Source organism: Gardnerella sp. DNF00571G, from assembly GCF_049262695.1.
GTDB classification, from domain to species: Bacteria; Actinomycetota; Actinomycetes; order Actinomycetales; family Bifidobacteriaceae; genus Bifidobacterium; species Bifidobacterium piotii.
On sequence record NZ_CP058396.1, the window covers coordinates 661,026 to 679,112 of the forward strand.

13 protein-coding genes, 1 tRNA gene and 1 riboswitch are annotated in these 18,087 nt (G+C 41.0%); of the genes, 5 read left to right on the forward strand and 9 right to left on the reverse strand.

Going from position 1 to position 18,087, the window contains the following annotated elements; all coding sequences use genetic code 11:
- Window positions 1–161: 161 nt before the first annotated feature.
- Complete coding sequence (locus tag HXT30_RS02795; protein ID WP_004130824.1) at window positions 162–743, reverse strand: hypothetical protein; 582 nt, start codon at window positions 741–743, stop codon at window positions 162–164.
- Between the two features lie 411 nt (window positions 744–1,154).
- Window positions 1,155–1,230 (reverse strand) — tRNA-Gly (locus tag HXT30_RS02800).
- 329 nt (window positions 1,231–1,559) lie between these two features.
- Here HXT30_RS02800 and adhP point away from each other — a divergent pair.
- A complete protein-coding gene (adhP, locus tag HXT30_RS02805; RefSeq protein WP_016840171.1) occupies window positions 1,560–2,570 on the forward strand; it encodes an alcohol dehydrogenase AdhP in 1,011 nt (336 codons plus the stop codon).
- A 116-nt stretch (window positions 2,571–2,686) separates the two neighbouring features.
- Here the strand turns inward: adhP and HXT30_RS02810 are convergent, their stop codons facing one another.
- Window positions 2,687–3,703, reverse strand: coding sequence for a glycosyltransferase (locus HXT30_RS02810; RefSeq protein ID WP_016840173.1), 1,017 nt, complete (start codon window positions 3,701–3,703; stop codon window positions 2,687–2,689).
- A gap of 118 nt (window positions 3,704–3,821) precedes the next feature.
- Window positions 3,822–3,973: riboswitch (FMN riboswitch) on the forward strand.
- Between the two features lie 5 nt (window positions 3,974–3,978).
- On the opposite strand from HXT30_RS02810, the gene HXT30_RS02815 reads away from it, so the two are divergent.
- From HXT30_RS02815 to HXT30_RS02825, 3 genes are all read left to right on the forward strand, one after another.
- Window positions 3,979–4,578, forward strand: coding sequence for an ECF transporter S component (locus HXT30_RS02815; protein ID WP_422111786.1), 600 nt, complete (start codon window positions 3,979–3,981; stop codon window positions 4,576–4,578).
- 58 nt (window positions 4,579–4,636) lie between these two features.
- A complete protein-coding gene (locus HXT30_RS02820) occupies window positions 4,637–6,976 on the forward strand; it encodes an energy-coupling factor transporter ATPase (protein WP_422111787.1) in 2,340 nt (779 codons plus the stop codon).
- A 245-nt stretch (window positions 6,977–7,221) separates the two neighbouring features.
- The gene (locus HXT30_RS02825; protein WP_004130815.1) at window positions 7,222–7,527 is read left to right on the forward strand and encodes a YhbY family RNA-binding protein; all 306 of its coding nucleotides are present in this window, start codon (window positions 7,222–7,224) and stop codon (window positions 7,525–7,527) included.
- Between the two features lie 74 nt (window positions 7,528–7,601).
- On the opposite strand, the gene HXT30_RS02830 is transcribed toward HXT30_RS02825, so the two are convergent.
- The 4 genes from HXT30_RS02830 to HXT30_RS02845 all read right to left on the reverse strand — a co-directional run bounded on the left by HXT30_RS02830 (window position 7,602) and on the right by HXT30_RS02845 (window position 14,675).
- Complete coding sequence (locus HXT30_RS02830; protein ID WP_119529536.1) at window positions 7,602–8,975, reverse strand: replication-associated recombination protein A; 1,374 nt, start codon at window positions 8,973–8,975, stop codon at window positions 7,602–7,604.
- Window positions 8,976–9,085: 110 nt separating this feature from the next.
- Window positions 9,086–11,614: a DEAD/DEAH box helicase gene (locus HXT30_RS02835; protein ID WP_422111788.1), complete on the reverse strand. Its 2,529-nt coding sequence runs from the start codon at window positions 11,612–11,614 to the stop codon at window positions 9,086–9,088.
- 83 nt (window positions 11,615–11,697) lie between these two features.
- Window positions 11,698–13,905, reverse strand: a complete 2,208-nt coding sequence (gene der / locus HXT30_RS02840) for a bifunctional cytidylate kinase/GTPase Der (RefSeq protein ID WP_422111789.1) — start codon at window positions 13,903–13,905, stop codon at window positions 11,698–11,700.
- Window positions 13,902–14,675, reverse strand: a complete 774-nt coding sequence (locus HXT30_RS02845; RefSeq protein WP_004133164.1) for a pseudouridine synthase — start codon at window positions 14,673–14,675, stop codon at window positions 13,902–13,904. The genes der and HXT30_RS02845 overlap by 4 nt, the downstream gene beginning before the upstream one ends.
- 238 nt (window positions 14,676–14,913) lie before the next feature.
- Here HXT30_RS02845 and HXT30_RS02850 point away from each other — a divergent pair, with 238 nt between their 5' ends.
- Window positions 14,914–15,861, forward strand: a complete 948-nt coding sequence (locus tag HXT30_RS02850) for an MIP/aquaporin family protein (protein WP_422111790.1) — start codon at window positions 14,914–14,916, stop codon at window positions 15,859–15,861.
- A 15-nt stretch (window positions 15,862–15,876) separates the two neighbouring features.
- On the opposite strand, the gene HXT30_RS02855 is transcribed toward HXT30_RS02850, so the two are convergent.
- The gene (locus HXT30_RS02855) at window positions 15,877–16,194 is read right to left on the reverse strand and encodes a DUF3017 domain-containing protein (protein ID WP_415701424.1); all 318 of its coding nucleotides are present in this window, start codon (window positions 16,192–16,194) and stop codon (window positions 15,877–15,879) included.
- 200 nt (window positions 16,195–16,394) lie between these two features.
- On the reverse strand, window positions 16,395–18,035 hold the full coding sequence (purH, locus tag HXT30_RS02860) for a bifunctional phosphoribosylaminoimidazolecarboxamide formyltransferase/IMP cyclohydrolase (protein ID WP_422111827.1): 1,641 nt from the start codon (window positions 18,033–18,035) through the stop codon (window positions 16,395–16,397).
- Between the last annotated feature and the right edge of the window lie 52 nt (window positions 18,036–18,087).

Sequence of the window (18,087 nt, forward strand, 5' to 3'; positions counted from 1 at the left end):
ATGATTTAGAAAACCCCTTGAGTAAAACAGCAAATGCAAATTATATTCTAGGGGCGTTACGCAAATAAGCTACATAATCCAACATGTTTATGCATGTACATACTTAATTAAATCAATAACTACTTAAAATTCATATTATGCAAACTACGATTAGGTAAAACCTAACCTATATCTGCTAACGTGCAAACCCATTTTCCCATTATGAATCTAAGTGTTAAAGATGTCCAATATTCTGTATCTCCAATATGAAGCAAAACAACTGCCTCTAATTGTGATGGAGAAACCAGTATTCCATTTATCATCTTAGGTATTGTTGGATTGCTTCTTAGCTTAGAAACTTCTGCCTCATTATGCTTATCTTTGTAGCATTCATTAATCAAGTACCACATATTCTCGAGTTTGTATATACACTCTTTTGTTAATGCTCTTTTCATCTCTGGCGATATTGGCCTGCCGTGAGAAATATCACCTACTATGCACGCTACTTTGCATATTTGCATTGCAAGATATAGGTACATCTTTTTACCATGCGTATTATTGAAACACGATGATACGTGATAACTTGCCATTGAGCGAGAAGACCCAACTGGTATTAAACCTTCATAAACTGGAAAAGGTCTTCTATCTTTAGTCTGGAACCGCGACGGATCTACTTGATCTGGGAAGTTACTATTAATAACCTCCCAAAATGTCTCATTATCATCATCGTTTGCGTATAACAGAGTGTTAGAAAAATTTCTCATTCTCTCCTTCTTTCCTAAAATTTTGTCAAGTCATTTATTTTTTAATTCCTTATTTGTTAATTTTGTTTTCACATTATTTTCTAATGTTTAAGTAAAGCATACAGCTTATTGCAAAAAATAAAAGAGTTAATTTAATATGTGGATAAAACATTCATAACGCTTGAATTTTCGCCGAAAAATCAAGGATTATCTAACAAAAGTTATACACATTGAATAAAAAGAATTGCTTTATAGTCCAAAGCTAGGCTGACTAATTCTATTTTCAGAATATTCATCAGCTTAGCTTTACGCAGTTTTGGCCTATACCCTTTTGGCTGCCTATAACACCGAAAGCTGGCATACGTGCTGAGACATGTAATAGAAAATAAAAAATCTCAGTAGATATGAGGACATGTCTGCTGAGAAATCAAATGGAGCGGACAGCGGGACTCGAACCCGCGGTCTCAACCTTGGCAAGGTTGCGCTTTACCAACTAAGCTATATCCGCAAGCAAGATGCCATAGTAGCCTGATTTATTGTTGAATGCAAGTTATAATCAAAAATAAAAAAATATATAGTGATTTTCTGCTGTATTCAAGCAATTTTACGGAGTGTTGAGTATAAGAAAAAGATAAGAAAACGATAAGAAAAATATTGAATACGATAATTATTATCATTAAGCCATAAATTTTTATAAAAATTTTTATTAAAATGTGATTTTTATCATGAAAAATCGTAAAAATAATGTAGAATAAAAGATAGCTTTTACCAAACAGGTAAAAGAAAACTGAAAAAGCAATGTTTTTCAAAGATGAAGCATAGAACAAGGAGGTTTCTATGAAGGCTATTGTTGCAACCAAAGATAAGAAGGCTCAGGTTGTAGAGAAGGAACTTCGTCCATTGGAATTTGGTGAAGCCTTACTCGATATGGAGTGCTGCGGCGTATGCCACACCGATCTTCACGTTAAGAACCAAGATTTTGGCGATAAAACTGGCGTTGTTCTAGGCCACGAAGGCATTGGTATTGTTAAGGAAGTTGGCCCTGGTGTTACAACATTAAAGCCAGGCGACCGTGCATCTGTAGCATGGTTCTTTAAGGGTTGCGGACATTGCGAATATTGCACCACGGGCAGAGAAACACTTTGCCGTAGCGTTTTGAACGCAGGATACACTGCCGATGGTGGCATGTCTCAAGAGTGCATCGTCGCAGCAGACTACGCAGTAAAGGTCCCAGAAGGCTTGGATCCAGCTCCTGCAAGCTCCATCACTTGCGCTGGCGTTACAACCTACAAGGCTATTAAGGAATCTGGCGTACATCCAGGCGAATGGCTTATTTTATTCGGTCTTGGCGGTCTTGGTAATCTTGCGTTGCAATATGCAAAGAACGTATTTGGCGCACACGTAATCGCAGTAGATGTTAACGATGCTCAGCTTGAATTTGCTAAGGAATATGGCGCAGATTTGTGCGTGAACCCACTTAAGGAAAATGTTCCTGAATTTGCTATGAAGAAGGTAGGCGGCGCTCATGGCGCTGTTGTAACCGCTGTAAGCAAGGATGCTTTTAACAGCGCAGTTGACTCTGTACGAGCAGGCGGCACTGTTGCAGCTGTTGGTCTTCCACCAGAAGATATGGAACTCAGCATCCCTCGCCTTGTTCTCGACGGAATCCGCTTGGTTGGATCCCTTGTTGGAACTCGTAAGGATTTGGAAGAAGCGTTCCAGTTTGGTGCTGAAGGCAAGGTTGTTCCACAATGCCATATGCGCAAGATGGAAGACATTAACGACATCTTCGATGAGATGCTCAGCGGTAAGATTCGCGGTCGAATGGTAATTGACCTCTCCCACTGAAAAAAGAGATAAAATAAAAATCTAGAAGCCACTTAGCAAACGCTAGGTGGCTTCTAGTTTATGTTTTAAGAAGTTTTAAGATGCTTTAAGATGCTTTAAGACTTAATTTTTGTACACTATTTCAACGGAGGCATTGGCTTCCAATTAGTATCATGCAAAATTTTTCTGCTTGCAATCCAACCAGTAAAAAGCTTTTTAACGCCACTTAAAATATGCTCACGATCTACAGCAACAAGCCTAATAAGCTCTTTTGCAGCAGTTAATGCTGTTCCAAGAGCAAACATAAATGGTCTAAAATCGCCGTGGATCATAAAGTAGCGCGCCATAAAGCCACGATTTCGCATAATATAGTAACGATTCATGTCGGAAGTGGAATTTAGTTGGCGAACACCAGCAATATCCCAATTAGGAATATTACGAGTTCTGCGAAGAATAATGTCATTTACAACAATCGGATTCGTAACTTTGCTAGCAAGATAGCCATAAGTAGTGTCATCCCAATAAATAAAGTAGCGCGAATCTGGAAGTCCGATTTTCTCTACAATATTGCGCTTAAACAATCCACCTTCAAAGCACATTGTGTTCATAACGCGGTAGCCAGACGAGCCAAATGCTGCTGGAGCGATTGGATTAGGGATTCCAAGAGAAACAATAAAGTTATATTGCCAATAAAAATCGCCACCGTCGTAGTCTAAACGGCTTCCTTGAATAACATCGTGGCTTTTAGTCCACTTGCAAAGACGCTCAATAGATTCTGGAACAGTTTCAACATCATCGTCCATAACCCAAAACCATTGTGCGCCAAGCTCATACGCTTTTTTAACGCCAGCACTAAAACCGCCAGCTCCCCCAAGATTGCTACTTTGTGGCGCGTAAACAACGCGGCTTGAATCGCCAGAATCGTCCGCACTAGAAGCGCCCCATCTGCGCGAAAGAATATCGCTTAAATCATTCACCATTTTGTGCGTTTTTTCGCTACTTTCGTTGTCTACAACAACAATTCGCCACGGGCATTGATTTAAACACTCAAATGATTTGAACAAATTTGCAAGAAGCTCCTGGCGCTTATAAGTAACAACAATAATCGCAAGCTTGTCTATAGTATTAACAGAAGTATTCGTAATTTCACTCATGCTCTTAATCTTACACTTAGCATTGCCATCAAAAAGCGTTACAAGTCAAAAGTTAATCAAACTGCTAAATGTTCTTAGCACTTAGCGATAAATGTTCTTAGCATAAGATAAAAATAAAGTGTAGTTTCAGGGAAGGTGAAAATCCTTACTGGCGGTAACGAGGTAATTCTTGAATTAGTGAATTGTCTTGAAGCCCGCGAGCGGCATTGCGCTGCTGATTCGGTTAAAATCCGAAGCCAACGGTTAAAGTCCGGATGAAAGAAACGGAGGCTCTAATGAGCATTTCACGCGAAAATAATCATAAAACTAGCAATCACACAGCAAATAATCACGCAACTTACTCTGGCACAAACTATTGGTCAAGCGAAAAAATTGCTAAATACGCGCTATTCGTTGCGCTGTCTATTGCTGTAAGCTTTATAGAATTTCCACTTATTCCAGACGTAAACTACCTTAAATATGATCCTTCGGGAATTGTGTGTTTAATTGCAGGATTTGCATACGGACCATTCGCCGCTGCAATCGTAAGCGTACTAGGATTTGCTCCACACTTCTTTACTAACCCGTTTGGCGCAATAATGGCAATATTGGTTTCAATGGGTGCTTCTGTTAGCGCTGCAATCGTCTACAAAAAAATTAGAACCAAAGAAGGCGCTATTATTTCGCTTGTGCTTGGCTCTGTAGTTGCGATTGCTCTTGCAATAGTCGGAAATCTTATAATTACGCCGCTTTATGCTCATATTAGCGTTGAGCAAGTTGCTGCTCTTATAGTTCCAGCTCTGCTACCGTTTAATGTGATTAAGCTTGCGATTCATTGCGTAGTAACTATGCTTGTTTATAAGCCTGTTTCAAAACTTCTTAACTACAACAAATAGTAAACAAATAGCATTAGCCGAAATAGCATTAGTCAATTAAGTAAAAAGCAAGCTGATTATGCAAAGCAATAAAGTTATTCAAGATAAAACAAGTTGCAAAGACGAAAAAAGCAATACGGATTATTGTGCTAAAAAAGATAATGCTGTTTCTTTGCAAAAAGTTCGCTTTAGCTATGATGGCGGAAAAACTTGGATTCTAGACGGAATAGATCTTGAAATAGCGTATGGTCAAAGAATTGCAATAATAGGCAAAAATGGTAGCGGAAAATCTACGCTATCTAAAATTATTGCAGGACTTTCTTCCCCAGATTCTGGAATTGTTACGCTATGCGGAATAAAAGTTTTTGAAGCAAACAATGTTGATTCAAAAGCGTACCAAAAAGCACGAGAATCTATTGGAGCATTGTTTCAAAGCCCAGAAGACCAAATCGTTACAACAGTTGTAGAAGACGATGTTGCTTTTGGGCTTGAAAACTTGTGCGCCTCTAAAGAATTTATGAAGCAAAATATAAGCAACGCTTTACGCGCTGTAAACATGGAAAATCACCGTTTTAGCGATCCGAGCAATATGAGTGGAGGTCAGCAGCAGCGCGTTGCTATTGCGTCGTCGATTGCTACAAAATCAAAACTTCTTGTATTAGATGAGCCTACAAGCATGCTTGATTCTTGCGCAAAAGAAGATGTTGACAAACTTTTTGACAAGTTGCAAGCGAGCGGCACAACAATCGTGCAAGTAACGCATAAGATTAGCGAATGCAAAAATGCGGATCGAATATTAATGCTAGAAAACGGAAAATTGCGTGATGTAAGTTTATTGGAATTAGATGAATTTTTCACGGAAAAATCGCCAGCTGTTATTGAATCAAAAAGCATGACGGAAAATGCAGAAAGTTCAAATACGGCAATTGAAATATCGAATCTAAGACTTAGCTATAGCAAAAATCAAACTCCTATATTATGCGATTATTCTCTAAGCGTAAAATCAGGCGAAATCGTTGCAATAATGGGAAAAAATGGATGCGGAAAATCAACGCTCGCAAAAGCAATATGCGCACTTATTAAATATGATTCTGGCTCTATTTGCGTAAACGGAATAAAAATTAGCGAAAAAACAAGCAAATCGCAAATGCGTGAAATTCGCAAAAACATTGGTTACGTTATGCAATTGCCAGAACAGCAACTTTTTGCGCAAACTGTTTTTGAAGATGTAGCATACGGGCCAAAAAACTTTGGATTAGAAGGACGTGAATTACATTCCAGAGTATTGAACACACTAAAATCATTGCATATTGAACACTTAGCGCAGAAATCCCCATTCGAACTTTCTGGCGGACAGCAGCGACTAGTAGCAATCGCAGGAATTTTAGCTTGCAATCCAAAAATTTTGGTTTTAGACGAGCCTACAGCAGGATTAGATTTTGAGTATGCAAAAATCGTGCTAAAAATTTTAAGCGATTTGCACAATAAAGGCGTAACAATTATTGTTATTACGCACGATTTAAATGAAGCAAAATCGCTTGGTGCGCGCATAGTTACGCTTGATTCGAACAAAAAGAAGCGAGTGCAAGAACAAGACGAAAAGCTTGAAAATGCTAACGAGAATGGTAGCGAAAACAAGAACAAGAACAAAAACAAGTCATTGCTAAGCTTATTCAATACGCGAATAATACTAATATCATGCTTAATTCTTATGTTTAGCGCGTTTAGCATTACAAACTTCTATCAACTAGGAATTCTTGCACTGTCAACGCTTGCTCTAATATTTCTCGCTAGAATATCTCCTATAAAATTATTATTGTCATTGCATATGTTTATTGCAATATTCGTATTTTCTGGAATGTTTAATCTTCTAGTTGTGCATTCTGGAAGAGAACTTTTTAGAATCGGGCCGCTACTAATAACAGATGATGGAATAAAGTTTGCAATACTTTTCGCTTCAAGATTTTCGCTTGTTATACTAATCGGGTCAATAATTGTACTAACAATAAGCCAAACGCGATTGACTGAAGCATGCGCGTCTATTATTTCACCTCTTAAAAGCGTAGGATTGCCAAGTCAAGAAATTGCTCTTATTATGAGCCTTGCTTTGCGATTTTTGCCAACTCTTTCAAAAGAAGCAGAATCTGTAGCCTTAGCTCAAATCGCAAGAGGCGGAAACATAAAAGACGGATCTATAAAAAAGCGATTGCGAGCAATAACTTCTCTTATTGTTCCAGGATTTGCAAGCGTGATTCGACACGCAAACACACTAGGGCTTGCGCTAGATTCTAGATGCTACGTTCCTGGAGCAAAGCGCACGCACTTACATACGGAGAAAATTCACATAAAAGACTTTGCGCTTTTAAGCGTTACATTAGCTATTGTGTGCGGAATAATTTTTGCTGGAATATTTATATAACTAATAATTGGAATATTTGTATATTGAACGTATTAATCGTATTGAACCTATTGAACGCGGATTCTTACGGTTAATGTATAATCCGATAAGCATTGAAAATTTAAGCGTTATAAATAGATGGTCGATAGTTGGTTGTTGATAATTGCGTTTGACAATATAGCGTTTTGACGTTTTAGTGTTTTAATGTTTTGAAAATTGACGTTTTAGCGTTTTACGCATGTTGAACGCGATTTGGAAGGAAAATAATGGCATTAACTAAAAAGCAGATTAAGCAATTGCGTGCGCTCGCTAACACTTTAAGCCCATTGCTTTATGTTGGAAAAAATGATATTAGCGATGCTGCTGTTAAGCAAGCAGACGAGACAATGCAATCGCACGAGCTTATGAAGTGTGCTGTGCAAGATGGCTCTGGCTTAAGTGCTAAAGAAGCTGCACAAGAACTTGCAGAACATCTTGGTGCAGAAGTTGTGCAAGTAATTGGCAATCGCTTTGTATTGTTCCGCGTTTCAAATCGCGAAGATATTGACCACATTATGCTTGTTCGTGACTAAAACTATCTTAAAAAAATAGTAATACTGCATTAAAAGGCTTCTTAAAATTCTAAGGAGCCTTTTAATTATTGACTTTATTTATTGTCATCGGGATTGTGGAGAATATTGCGAATTTGAGATAAACGTTGTGAAATCTCGTGCTCGTAGCCGCGATTATTTGGGTGATAATATTCGCGGCCAACTAGCTCATCTGGCATATATTGCTGAGATGCAACAGCTCCTGGGTAGTCGTGAGCGTACTTATAGCCTTCGTGATTTCCCCAGCTTTTCATTAAAGCAGTTGGAGCGTTACGCAAATGAAGAGGCACTTGACCAATATTTCCAGCATCAACATCTTGCAAAGCCTTATTAATCGCATTATAGCTTGCGTTTGATTTTGGAGCAGTTGCTACAGCAATCACAGCTTCCGAAAGAATAATGCGTGCTTCTGGCATGCCAATTAGAGCAACAGCTTGAGCTGCAGCAACAGTTACTTGCAAAATTTGTGGAGCTGCCATGCCAACTTCTTCGGCAGCAGCAATCATAATTCGCCTTGCAATAAAACGCGGGTCTTCCCCAGCTCTAAGCATTCGCGCTAAATAATGCAAAGAAGCGTCAACATCACTTCCACGCATTGACTTAATAAAAGCAGAAATCACATCGTAATGGTCATCGCCATCTTTGTCGTAGCGAACTGTAGTAGTATCCATTACGTTAGAAACAATATCGGCAGTAATAACAGGCTTCTTTTTGCCATGTTGCAAAGCAACATCTCCTGTTACCGCCCCTGCTGCCGCTTCTAGAATAGTAAGAGTTTTGCGAGCGTCTCCCCCACTTAAACGAATAATTGAATCTATTGCATCGTCATCAATCTTAAGCTGATTATTAAGACCATTTTCGCTAGAAATTGCGCGTTCAATAAGCGTGCGCAAATCTTCTACACTAAGCGACTCAAGTTTAACAACTACTGATCTACTAAGTAGTGGCTTAATGATTGAAAAACTTGGATTTTCGGTAGTAGCTCCAATAAAAGTTACATCGCGATTTTCTACGCTTGGAAGCAAAGCATCTTGCTGTGATTTAGAAAAACGGTGAACTTCGTCAATAAACAGAACTGTTTCTTGACCTTTACTAACTAAACGCTCATGCGCGCGATCTAGCACCGCTCTAACATCTTTGACTCCAGAAGTTACAGCAGAAAGCTCTTCAAACACGCGACCAGACTGTTGAGCCACAATATAAGCAAGCGTAGTTTTACCAACACCTGGAGGCCCAAACAACACAACAGAACTTGGAGATGTAAGAGAACCTTTAGATTGAGGATTTGCAAGTCTGTGCAAAGGCGAACCATCTTTTAGCGCATGAGTCTGCCCAAGAACGTCTTCGATAACGCTCGGTCGCATACGCACAGCCAAAGGACGTGTTACATCACTAGGCGCACTACTTGCTGTAAATAAATCCTGAACCATAATCTAAGTATACTCAATCCATAGAACAAACGTTCGACTATATTTTAGATTTTGCATAAAACATAAGTAAAATATAAGCAAAACGCAAATAAAACTTAAGTAGAACAACACTAAACATGCGACACGCTGTAGTCAAAGAACACAACTTCGCCTGTATCTTGTGTGGAATCCAAATCAACAATTCCAGTAATAGCCCAATTATGGTCTCCGTCCGAATCGTCAATAATCTGCCGAACTTTCCACGAATGCTCACTTTTTTCTAGAGAATCATCCAAAATAAACAAGTCTCCGCCACGAGCTTTGGCATCTATCCCAACATACTCATGTTCGTCGTAATAGTCGTCGAGCACATCATTCCACTCGTGAACACCGTAGCCCCAAGCTTTGTCAAGCTCTCCCAAAGTATCCGCATCTTCCAAATCCATAAGTTGCACGCGGCGGAACATTGCGTTTCTAATCAACACAATAAGTCCTCTTCGATCCGCAACAACAGACTCAGCAGTTGAAGGCGCAGCCGTAGTTACTGCACTAGCTTCAGCGTCCGACCCTCCAGCACTCTCCCACTCGTCAACCAAACTAGAATCAATAGAGCGCACAACAAGACGAAGCCACGAAATAATATCGCGCAATTCTTCGTTAAGCATGTCTTCTGGCACAGTGCGAGCAAGCGAACGATAAGCGTCCGAAAGGTAACGAAGAAGCGTTCCTTCACTTCTAGCAATACCATAGCGCGAAATATAGCCAGTAAAATCGGATGCTGTTTCAACCATGTCTCGAAGCACAGATTTAGGCTTAATCCAGTAGTCGTTTGCCCACGGAACATCTTTGCGATATTGCGCAAAAGCATGCTCAAGCAAATCTTCAAGAGGCTTAGGGTAGCTAACTTCAGCTAAGCGTTCCATGCGCTCCTCGTAATCAATGCCATCATCTTTCATGCCAGCCATTGCAGCGTCGCGAGCTTTACGCTCTTGAGCGCGAAGAACAGGCTTAGGATCATCTAAAGTTGCTTCAACCATAGAAATTACGTCAAGCGCGTAACTTTCAGATTCTGGGTCTAGAAGTTCCAAAGCAGCAAGCAAGAACGGCGAAAGTGGCTGATCTAGCGCAAAACCTTCTGGCATAGCAATATCAAGATCATAATCGCAAGAACCGTCCGAAAGCTCTCTACATTCAATAACTTGAGTGTCAAGCAAAGTTTGGAAAATATCGTTGCAACGCTCAAGCAATTTTTCTTTATCTTGCGGCTTTTGCGCACTATCTTCAATAAGTTTTTCAACGCGTGCTCTAGCGTCTCCGCCTTGCGTAACTTCGTTCAAAATCATTGAGTGAGTTACAACCATGTGCGGATTCAAAGTTTCGGGAGCGCTTTCAATAAGCTTAGTAAACGTTTGCTCACTCCAAACAACAAATCCTTCTGGAGCCTTCTTACGCTTAACTTTTTTAAGCTTTTTAGGATCGTTTCCAGCTTTTGCAACAGCGCGCGCATTCTCAATCTCGAACTCTGGAGCCTCGCTAACCACTAAGCCTTCGGTATCAAACCCCATTCTGCCTGCGCGACCTGCAATTTGGTGAAACTCGCGAGCGCGAAGCTTTCGACTACGGTTCCCGTCAAATTTTGTAAGAGCTGTAAGCACAACAGAGTGAATCGGCACGTTAATACCAACGCCAAGAGTGTCTGTTCCGCAAATAACTGGCAGCAACCCCTGTTGTGCAAGCTGTTCGACGAGCCTGCGGTAGCGCGGAAGCATACCAGCATGATGTACGCCAACTCCTGTGCGCAGCAGCCTTTGCAAAATTTTGCCAAATCCTGTAGTAAATTTAGTGCCTTTAATAGCTTGAGCAATTTTATCTCGCTGATCTTTGCTAGAAACCCCCGTGCTTGCAAGCGCTTGAGCTGTTTCTAGAGCTGCGTCTTGCGAAAAATGAACTACGTAAATCGGCGTTAAACCCTTGTTAAATAATAGTTCTACAGTTGTTGCAAGCGGCTTATCTGTGTACTCGTATTCGAGTGGGATTGGTCTTGGCGCATTAGCAATAATATCAACACTACGATTTGTTGATTTTTCTAAGCGTTCCGCAATATCCGTTACGTCTCCAAGAGTTGCGCTCATAAGCAAAAATTGCGTGTTTGCAAGAGTAAGTAGCGGCACTTGCCAAGCCCATCCGCGCTCTGGGTCTCCATAGTAGTGGAATTCGTCCATTGCAACGCAATCAACTTTTGCGTTTGCACCTTCGCGCAGAGCTTGATTTGCTAAGATTTCTGCAGTGCAGCAGATTATTGGAGCGTCCGCGTTAATATGCGAATCGCCAGTAATCATACCTACGTTGTCTCGCCCAAAAATCGCAACTAAATCGAAGAATTTTTCGGATACAAGTGCTTTGATTGGCGCAGTGTAGTAGGAGCGTCTGCCAGTGGCAAGTGCTGCAAAATGCATGCCGAGCGCTACTAGCGATTTTCCAGAACCTGTTGGAGTGTTTAAGACTACGTGGTCTCCTGCAAGCAAATCCATAACCGACTCTTCTTGATGCGGCCACAAATCTACATGCTTGTTAGTCTTAACCCAATCAACAAATGCTTGAAAAATTTCGTCTTCGCTAGCATGATGCAAATCAAGAGCTAACTCGCCTAATCCAGCCATATTCCGCTCCTACTTTACTTACGCTTTAATCGCAACTTTAATCGCAGATTTATTTGCAATTTATTTGTGATTAACCTGCGACTTTACTTACGCTTCTTCTTATCTCGTACTTTTACAGAGATTTGAATAGGAGTTCCCTCAAATCCAAACTCTTCTCGAAGAGAACGCTCAATAAAGCGACGGTAGCCGTGCTCTAAGAAGCCAGTTGCAAATATTACAAAACGTGGAGGGCGCGTAGAAGCTTGCGTTGCAAATAAGATTCGCGCTTGCTTTCCACCTCGCAAAGGATGTGGATGAGCAGACTGAATACGGCCTAAGAAAGCGTTAAGCTTGCCTGTAGGAATGCGCTTATCCCAGTTTTCTAAGGCTGTTCGCATAGCGCGCGCAAGACGGTTAGTATGCCATCCCGTTTTTGCAGAAAGATTAACGCGTTCAGCCCAAGTAACGCGCTCAAACTCAGTTTTCCACAAGCGTTCCATGCGCTGCCTAGAGAATTCGTCCATCAAATCCCACTTGTTAAACACAAGTACGATTGCGCGACCTGCATCCACAGCCTGGCTCATAACTTTTAGATCTTGCTCTGCAATCGGCTGAGAAGAATCAAAAAGAATCAAAGCAAGTTCCGAGCGTTCAATCGCAGCTTGCGTACGTAGTGAAGAATAGTATTCGGCGCCAGTAAGCTTGTGCTGCCTGCGCTTAATACCAGCAGTGTCAATAAACAGCCAATCCTCGCCGTCAACTCGCACAACCTCATCAACAGGGTCTCGAGTAGTTCCAGCCAAGTCGTTTACAACAGAGCGTTCTTCGTGAGCCAAATGGTTCAAAAGCGAAGACTTGCCAACGTTTGGACGACCTACCAAAGCAACTCTGCGAAGACCTTGCGGAGTTAAGAATCCAGAAGTCTTATTCGCTTTCTTCAAAGACGTAAGAGCCGCGTCAAGCAAATCTCCAACGCCTCTGCCGTGCATTGCAGAAATTCCGTAAGGCTCGCCCATTCCAAGCTTCCAAAACTCTGCAGTCAAATACTCGCTTCTAGCGTCGTCAACCTTGTTAACTGCCAAAGTAATAGGCTTACCAGCAGCGCGAAGCATTGAAACAATACGCTCGTCGGTAGCTGTTAAACCAACTTGACCATCTACTAGAAAAATCACAGCATCGCTTAAACGCACTGCTACTTGCGCCTGTTCAGCAATCGAAGAATCAATGCCTTCAACATCTGCTTCCCAGCCGCCAGTATCAACAAGCTTGAAGTTGGTTCCAGCCCACTCAGCGTCGTAGCTTACGCGATCTCTAGTAACGCCTGGAGTATCTTCTACAACAGCAACTCTGTGACCCAAGATACGGTTTACAAGCGTTGATTTTCCAACGTTTGGTCGGCCAATAACGGCAATTACTCCAACAGCTTTTGTATCTTTCGACTCATCTTCGCCTGCTAAATCTCCGCTAAGAAGCGCACGGTCTTCATCGTCAAGATCGTAGCCTTCAAGATTTGCAGCATAACGGTCATACTCATCTTGCTCAATTGCATCGTCAACCATCTCTACAAGCGCGTCAAGAGTCTGCTCAAAAGTCAAATCAGAATTATCTAAAGTTGTAACACCGTCTGCAGCTTTAAGAAAATGCGTAACTTTAGAATCTTTAGCGTCTCGAGCGCGAATATCGTCTTCTTCTAAAAATTCATTATTCTTAGATTCATTATTTTGCGAATTTTCTTGCGCAATATCTTGCTTGTTTCTGCGAGCTTGGCGAACATCCTCACGAGCAGTAAGAAGCACTCGAACTTGCGCATTAGGAGCCACAACAGTAGTAATATCGCGGCCTTCTGCAACAATTCCTTCTCCGCCAGAGAAAGAATCCTCAGCTGACTCTGCCGCAATATACGCACGCTGAGCAGCAATAAGCATGCGTCGAACTGCAGGAATCGAAGAAACAGTAGACACGTGCGAAGAAACTTCGATGGAACGCAATTCTTCGCTAATATCTTCACTATCAATTACGACTACAGGATTTTTTGGATCAACGCTAAATTCAGCATGATCTTCCGTAAACAATGCTCCAACAGCTTCAACAATTTGATTAAAGCGTTCTGCATCTGCAGAATTTGTTGGATTTCCTTCTTCGTCCAACTCAAGCTGCTTGCTTAAATCAATGCCTTGCTTTAGGCACCACCATGCGGCAGCTCTATACATTGCACCCGTATCTAAATACGCAAAACCGTAGTATTGTGCTAAAGCGCGAGAAGTAGAAGACTTGCCAACTCCTGCTGGTCCATCAATTGCTACACAAATCACAGGCCAACCTCCTTAGAAAGCGAGCGCACTTCTACTTGCGAAAGCACGCGATAAGACCCAGCTTTTAAGTCGCCCAACTTAATAGGGCCGATTTGCGTACGAACAAGACGCTTTACCGGGAAACCAACAGCTCCAAAAATCCTACGCACAATGCGATTTTTGCCAGAGTGCAAAACAACTTTTACGATTGTTGCATCGTGATTCTGATCGATTATTGCGCATCTGTCTAGCTTAATCCAGCCGTCTTCCAGATTTACGCCTTGCGAAACTAGCCTGCGGCAAACCATTCCGTTGATTTTGCCTTCAACAGTTGCAATATACGTTTTTTCAACTTCGTACTTTGGATGCATAACATGCTGGCTTAGCTCGCCATCGTTGGTCATTAAAATAAGACCTTCCGAATCGTAGTCCAAGCGACCCATGTGGAAAATTCGCTCGTATTTGTCTCCAACAATATCTCTTAAAGTAAAGCGACCTTTTGGATCATCCATTGCGCTCAAAACTCGCTTTGGCTTATTAAGCGCAAGCGTTACAAGCTTGTGATTGAACTTTACTCTGGATCCGTCTACGCGAATTTTTTGCTTACTTGGATCTACTCGAGTTCCGAGTGTTGTTACAAGCTCATCATCCACTTCAACACGCCCATCGAGAATAATCTCCTCACATTTGCGTCTTGAACCAAATCCCGCTTCAGCAAGTAGCTTTTGCAGTCGAACGGCATTTTTGTCATTTGAATGCGCCTGATTGGCGCGGGAATATGCGTTTGGCATCGTTCTCCCAACGTGACCTATTGTATTAATTTAATCTTATTGATGTTTTATTTATGGCCATTTTTGCGTATTTTTTAATAATTTTTAATCATTTTTTAATACTCACAGCAAATTGCCACGTTTTTCTATACTAGCGTATGGCATAGCCGTGATACTATAGCAAACGTTTGGTTGTGTTGCGAATAACAAAACAACATAAAAACAACACAACGCGTACACATTAACGTAAGGAATTGTTATGAACAACACTTTGCAAAATAAATGTTCAAATGATGAGCAAAAAGCATCTGCTCCTGCACCTCTTATTTTTAGGATTTTTGCTGAATTTATTGCAAGCGTTTTTGCAATATTTACTATTTACACGTTCTCTTCTGTTGTAACAGCAATGTACGGCGTGAACGTTCTTTTGATTGCTGCAGGAACAGGCTTAGCTTACGCAGCAGCAATCAGTATAGCAGCTAAGGTTTCTGGAGGCCACGTTAATCCAGCAGTAACAATCGCTTCTATGCTTACTGGAAGAACCTCTTATATCTCTGGAATTTTATACATTATTGCGCAAGTTCTTGGCGCACTCGTTGCTGCTTCAATAACTGTTTTTATTCTTCCTCAAACTAAAATGGTTCCAGAAAAAACATGGTTTGCTCCTGTTGTAAACGGTTTTGAAAGCGCTTCCATCTCTGCAAATCAGCTAAAAAGCGTTAATGCTTCTTTTGGCGTTATCTCCGCATTAATAGTTGAGATTATTGCAGTTCTTATTATTGTTGCAACAGCAATGACGTATACGCGCGAAGATGGTAGTACTAAATGCACGTATGCAGCACACATGGGTATTGCATACTCTGTTGGAGCTTTTATTACCTACCAAATTACTGGATCGGGTCTTAATCCTGCTCGCTCTACGGGTATTGCCATTCTTGCACAGTCTAAGAAATTAGCTGCTTCGCCATTAAGCCAACTTTGGGTATTTTGGATTGCTCCTGTTTTTGCAGCAGCTCTTGTTGGATTCATTATGCTTATTAGCAAGCTTGTTCGTTCTTCTTCAAAAGACTCAATCAGTGCTAAAGAATCTAATAATTCTGGCGATTTAAGCTTGGATGATTCTTCCAAAAACACTTCAGCATCTAACGAAGAATCAGAAAATAGCGAGAATAAAGAAGTTAACCCATTTTATAACGAAGACAAATAGTTAAAACAAAATAGGTTACATAAAAACAAAAATAGAAAAATACGTTATTAGCAAACCAAGTCCTAGTGCAATGCTTAGAAAAGAGTCAAAAGCAACGGATCTAACTTTCCAAGGGCTTCGTTGAGAGAAAATTAAGCGTATTATTCCAAGAATGATGGCTGTTGCAGAAATAATAACTGTAGCAGCCATTATTTTTCCTATAAAAGCTAATACAGCGCACACGCATACGATTATTGCTACAATCCATTGCGCGTATGGCTTACCTTCTTTTACTTCCGAAACGTAGATATGATTGCTTGAGTTGCTATTCGCATTACTATTCGCATCGTGCATTAATTCATCTTTATGATCAAATTTTAATTCGCTATCTTGATTCTTCTGGCTAATTGTCATACTTGTATAATACATAAAAAGCCTTGGAAAGTATATTAAATACAATCCAAGGCTTTTTACGTTAATATGATTAATCGAGCTAATCTAACTGACTAATCAGCTATTTACAGAAACACTAATTTGCAAATAGCGATTGATTTTTAGTGGAAGAAGTGCCTCGTTCCAGTAGTGTACATTGTTACGCCAGCCGCGCGCGCAGCGTCAAACACTTCCTCATCTCTAATAGACCCTCCAGGTTGAACTATTGCGCTTACACCTGCTTCAATCAAAATTTGAGGACCATCAGCAAACGGGAAGAATGCGTCGGATGCTGCAACAGAGCCTTTAGCACGCTCAACGCCATCAGCCAAAGTATTTGCTCTTTCAACTGCAAGATGGCAAGAATCCACACGATTAACTTGACCCATTCCGATTCCAACAGTTGCTAAATCATGCGCAAGCAAAATGGCATTAGACTTTACACACCTAAGAGAACGCCATGCAAACTCTAAGTCTTTTAAGGTTTCTTCGTTCGCTGGGTTTCCAGAAACAAGAGTCCAATTTTGTGGATTATCTCCAAAATCATCAATCTTATCTGCACTTTGCACCAACGCTCCGCCGTCAATAGGATGCACTTGCAAACCTAAAACAGGAGGATTTGCAACCTTTAGTATTCGCAAATTCTTCTTCTTAGTGCGCAATAACTCCAAAGCCTCAGGCTCGTAGTCTGGAGCAATAATTACTTCTGTAAAAATTGGACGCACACTTTGTGCCATTTCTAGAGTAACAGTTGAATTGCAAGCAATCACTCCACCGTATGCGCTTACAGGATCGCAAGCGTGAGCCTTCGCATGAGCCTCTGCAGCTGTTGCACCTATTGCTAAGCCGCAAGGATTATTGTGTTTGCAAACAGCAACGGCAATTTGCGGAGCAAAATCCCAAACTGCACGCCATGCTGCATCCGCATCAACATAATTGTTGTAACTCATTGGCTTTCCACCAAGAAGCTCAGCTTGAGCTAAACCGCCATTATGCAACGGATCAAGATAAAGCCCCGCATATTGATGTGGATTCTCTCCATACCTAAGCTTACGTTCAAGAGTCCATGTTCGCGTATAGTCACATGGAAGTAACAAATCTTTGCTTGTTTTATCAAGCGAATCATCATTGTTATCTGTGTTTTCTATCATGCTTTGTGGCATTGGCCAAGCACTATTAGTCCATTGGCATATTGCAGCATCGTAAGCGGCTGTATGCTCGAATGCTTTATGCGCTAAGTATTCGCGCTCTTGCAAACTAAAGCCTTCGCCAGAAGCAATTCGATTAGCAAGCAATTTATAATCTGCAGGATCTGTAATAACAGCTACAGACTTATGATTTTTAGCAGCTGCTCGAATCATTGAAGGTCCACCAATATCGATTTTTTCAATAATGGCATCATTTTTAGCGCCGCTCATAACTGTGTTCACAAAAGGATACAAGTTTACAACTACAGCATCAAATGGCTCAATATTCAAATCTTTAAGCTGCTTTACGTGATCCGAATTGCTCATATCTGCTAGGATTCCAGCGTGAATATGCGGATCGAGAGTTTTAACTCTACCATCTAAACTTTCTGGGAATCCTGTTACATCCGACACTTGCGTAACGCTTACACCCAATTCTTGAAGCTTTGAAGCAGTTGAACCAGTTGAAACAACTTGAGTTCCACACTTTCTAAAAGCATCTGCCAGCGTTTCTAGTCCTTCTTTGCAAAATACTGAAACCAGTACTCGCTTTATTGACCTTTTACCTGTGGTTATCAGCACATCTGCATTTTGTTCTTGCTCATGTATCTGTTGCACCGGTCTTCCT

Coding starts and splice junctions, on each gene's coding strand:
- HXT30_RS02845 (WP_004133164.1), bottom strand. CDS start 14,675: ATGCCAAACGCATATTCCCGCGCCAATCAGGCGCATTCAAATGACAAA.
- HXT30_RS02815 (WP_422111786.1), top strand. CDS start 3,979: ATGAGCATTTCACGCGAAAATAATCATAAAACTAGCAATCACACAGCA.
- HXT30_RS02835 (WP_422111788.1), bottom strand. CDS start 11,614: ATGGCTGGATTAGGCGAGTTAGCTCTTGATTTGCATCATGCTAGCGAA.
- HXT30_RS02825 (WP_004130815.1), top strand. CDS start 7,222: ATGGCATTAACTAAAAAGCAGATTAAGCAATTGCGTGCGCTCGCTAAC.
- HXT30_RS02820 (WP_422111787.1), top strand. CDS start 4,637: ATGCAAAGCAATAAAGTTATTCAAGATAAAACAAGTTGCAAAGACGAA.
- HXT30_RS02830 (WP_119529536.1), bottom strand. CDS start 8,975: ATGGTTCAGGATTTATTTACAGCAAGTAGTGCGCCTAGTGATGTAACA.
- HXT30_RS02795 (WP_004130824.1), bottom strand. CDS start 743: ATGAGAAATTTTTCTAACACTCTGTTATACGCAAACGATGATGATAAT.
- adhP (WP_016840171.1), top strand. CDS start 1,560: ATGAAGGCTATTGTTGCAACCAAAGATAAGAAGGCTCAGGTTGTAGAG.
- HXT30_RS02810 (WP_016840173.1), bottom strand. CDS start 3,703: ATGAGTGAAATTACGAATACTTCTGTTAATACTATAGACAAGCTTGCG.
- HXT30_RS02850 (WP_422111790.1), top strand. CDS start 14,914: ATGAACAACACTTTGCAAAATAAATGTTCAAATGATGAGCAAAAAGCA.
- HXT30_RS02855 (WP_415701424.1), bottom strand. CDS start 16,194: ATGCACGATGCGAATAGTAATGCGAATAGCAACTCAAGCAATCATATC.